General features: G+C 46.1%; 1 protein-coding gene. It reads left to right on the top strand.

Annotated elements, in window-relative coordinates:
- Positions 1-3,842: beta strand repeat-containing protein (locus ACA086_RS14810; protein ID WP_371004126.1), on the top strand; the 3,842-nt coding region annotated here is incomplete at both ends.

Raw genomic sequence — 3,842 nt, 5'->3', positions numbered from 1 at the left:
AATGCGAGTAGCAACCCATACGATAATACTACATCAGGTTTAGTTGCTACCGATGTTCAGGCGGCTATTGATGAGATCAATGCAGCAGCAGGAACTGTAGCCCTGGTAGATAACGCCGATGGCACCTATACCTTTACCGACGCAGGAGGAAATGTAACTACGATCAGTGATACATCCATCTCCACCATGGTAGACAATCTTGATGGTACCTATACCTATACAGATGAAACAGGCGCTACTCAGGTGATCAACACCAATGCAAGTAGTAACCCATACGATAATACAACATCCGGACTTGTGGCTACTGATGTTCAGGCAGCCATTGATGAGATCAATGCAGCAGCAGGAACTGTAGCCCTTGTTGATAATGCTGACGGCACCTATACCTTTACCGATGCAGCGGGGAATAATACAACAATTAGCGATACAAGTATTTCCACCTTAGTGGACAATGGTAATGCAACATTTACTTACACAGATGAAACGGGTACTCCCGTGACCATCAACCTGATCAGTGCTGATGCCAATAATGATATCATCGCAGGCTCTGACGGTGGCCTCTACTTAAATGTGGCTTCAGTTGCCGTTGGTGAGACGATTACAAATATTGTGGACAATGGAGATGGTACTTTTACCTATACCAATGAAAATGGTACCCCTCAAACTATCAATAAAGCTGATGTTACTGATAACGCTGATGGGACTTATACCTTTGATAATAACGACGGTACCCCTGTAACCATTGACACCAATGCGAACAGCAATCCTTACGACAATACAACCTCTGGTTTAACAGCAACTGATGTACAGGCAGCTATAGACGAGGTTTCCGCCGGTAGTACAGACGATCAGAATATATCCGGTTCCGGATTGGCTGGAACAAACCTTACTATTGGAATAGAAAATGGTGCTTCTGAAATAGTGGATCTCTCTTCCCTTGTTGGAACAGACGATCAGACCGCAGCTGAAGTTACTTATGACAATATTACATCGGGTCTGACAGCCGCCGACGTACAGGCAGCTATCGATGAGGTAGCCGCAGGTAGTACGGATGATCAGAATATTTCCGGATCAGGCCTGGCAGGGACCAACCTGACAATCGGGATTGAAAATGGCGCTTCTGAAGTGGTCGACCTTTCCTCTTTGGTAGGAACTGACGATCAGATCGCCAATGAAGTAAATATTACCGATGCAGGTGGAAACTTTACCGCTACGGAAGTGGAAGGAGCCCTTGCTGAGTTGGCTGCAGGAAGTAGCGATGATCAGAACATCTCTGGCTCTGGATTAGCAGGAACCAATCTTACTATTGGTATTGAGAACGGAGCCTCTGAAGTAGTAGACCTCTCTTCTCTTGTGGGAACAGATGACCAGACCGCAGCTGAAGTGACTTATGACAATACAACATCCGGCCTAACTGCTGTTGATGTACAGGCAGCTATCGATGAAGTAGCCGCCGGTAGTACGGATGATCAGAATATCTCCGGATCTGGGCTGGCAGGTACTAACCTGACGATTGGAATTGAGAATGGAGCCGCAGAAGTGGTTGATCTTTCTTCTTTGGTTGGGACTGACGATCAGAACCTATCTACCGACAGTACTCCCGGAAACATCTCTATTGAAGATGGCAATACATTAAACCTAAATGTGGACGATGCCGATGCTGATGCCACCAACGAATACAATACAGGTGTTGGGATGAATGCCGGTGCCATTGAGGTTACCGATGCCGGTGGAACACTATCTACCAGCTTGATAAGTACAGATGCCAATAACGACATCAGTGCAGGCTCTGATGGAGCTTTATATCTCAATGTGGCTTCTGTGACTATATCTGAAACGATTACCAATATCGTTGATAATGCCGATGGTACGTTTACCTATACCAATGAAAATGGTACCCCTCAAACCATCAGTAAAGCTGATGTTACTGATAATGCTGATGGGACTTATACATTTGACAATAATGACGGAACTCCGGTTACCATAAACACCAATGCAGGAAGCAATCCTTATGACAACACAACCTCAGGCTTAACAGCAACAGATGTTCAGGCAGCCCTGGATGAAGTAGCTGCAGGAAGTACAGATGATCAGAATATCTCTGGTTCAGGTCTGGCAGGAACTAACCTGACCATCGGGATTGAGAATGGCGCTTCTGAAGTGGTCGACCTTTCCTCTTTGGTCGGTACCGACGATCAGATAGCCAATGAAGTAAATATTACCGATGCAGGTGGAAACTTTACCGCTACGGAAGTGGAAGGAGCCCTTGCTGAACTGGCTGCAGGAAGTAGCGATGATCAGAACATCTCTGGCTCTGGATTAGCAGGAACCAATCTTACTATTGGTATTGAGAACGGAGCCTCTGAGGTAGTAGACCTCTCTTCTCTTGTGGGAACAGATGACCAGACCGCAGCGGAAGTGACTTATGACAATACAACATCCGGCCTAACAGCTGTTGATGTACAGGCAGCTATTGATGAAGTAGCCGCCGGAAGTACGGATGATCAGAATATCTCCGGATCTGGCCTTGCAGGAAACATCCTGACCATAGGTATAGAAAATGGAACCAACGAAACAGTTGATCTCTCTGCCCTCGTAGGAACCGACGATCAGATCGCCAGTGAAGTAAACATCACCGATGCAGGCGGAAACTTTACTTCTACAGAAGTGGAAGGAGCCCTTGCTGAACTGGCTGCTGGAAGTACGGATGATCAGAACTTAACGGGTGCCACCCTTAGTGGAGCAAATATCCTTCAGATCGATATTGAGAATGGAACATCAACCACTGTTGACCTTTCCTCTCTGGATGATTCAGGAACAGATGATCAGACCGCTGCTGAGGTAACCTATGACAATACAACTTCCGGACTTACAGCAGTAGACGTACAGGCAGCTATTGATGAGGTAGCCGCTGGTAGTACCGACGATCAGAATATCTCCGGATCAGGACTGGCAGGAACAAACCTGACCATTGGAATCGAAAATGGTGCTTCTGAAGTAGTAGACCTTTCATCCCTCGTTGGTACAGACGATCAGACCCTGTCGACAGATAATACACCCGGGAATATTTCCATTGAAGATGGAAACACCCTTACTCTTAATGTAGATGATGCGGATTCCGATCCAACAAACGAATACAATACGGGAGTAGCAATGAATGCCGGAGCATTGGAAGTTACCGATGCCGGAGGTACATTTTCAGATAGTTTAATCAGTACCGATGCCAATAATGATATTAGCGCAGGTTCTGATGGAGCTTTGTATCTCAACGTAGCCTCTGTAACTATTTCTGAAACGATTACCAATATTGTTGATAATGCAGACGGAACTTTTACTTATACCAATGAAAATGGGGTGCCACAAACTATCAGCAAAGCTGATGTAACGGATAATGCTGATGGGACTTATACCTTTGACAACAATGACGGAAGCCCTGTAACCATAAGTACTACAGCAGGGAGTAACCCTTACGACAACACAACCTCAGGCTTAACAGCTACAGATGTTCAGGCAGCCCTGGATGAAGTAGCTGCAGGTAGTACGGATGATCAGAATATTTCAGGATCAGGCCTTGCAGGAAACATCCTGACCATAGGTATTGAGAACGGAACTAACGAAACCGTTGATCTCTCTGCCCTGGTAGGTACAGACGATCAGATTGCAAATGAAGTAAACATTACCGATGCAGGTGGAAACTTTACCTCTACAGAAGTGGAAGGCGCCCTGGCTGAACTGGCCGCAGGCAGCACAGACGATCAGAACATTTCCGGATCAGGCCTTGCAGGAAACATCCTGACCATAGGTATTGAGAACGGAACTAACGAAACCGTTGATCTCTCTGC

It is taken from the genome of Muriicola sp. E247, assembly GCF_041358175.1.
In the GTDB taxonomy this organism is placed as follows: Bacteria; Bacteroidota; Bacteroidia; order Flavobacteriales; family Flavobacteriaceae; genus Muriicola.
The sequence above is the reverse complement of the archived record's forward strand: the minus strand, read 5'-3'. Positions and strand labels throughout refer to the sequence as shown.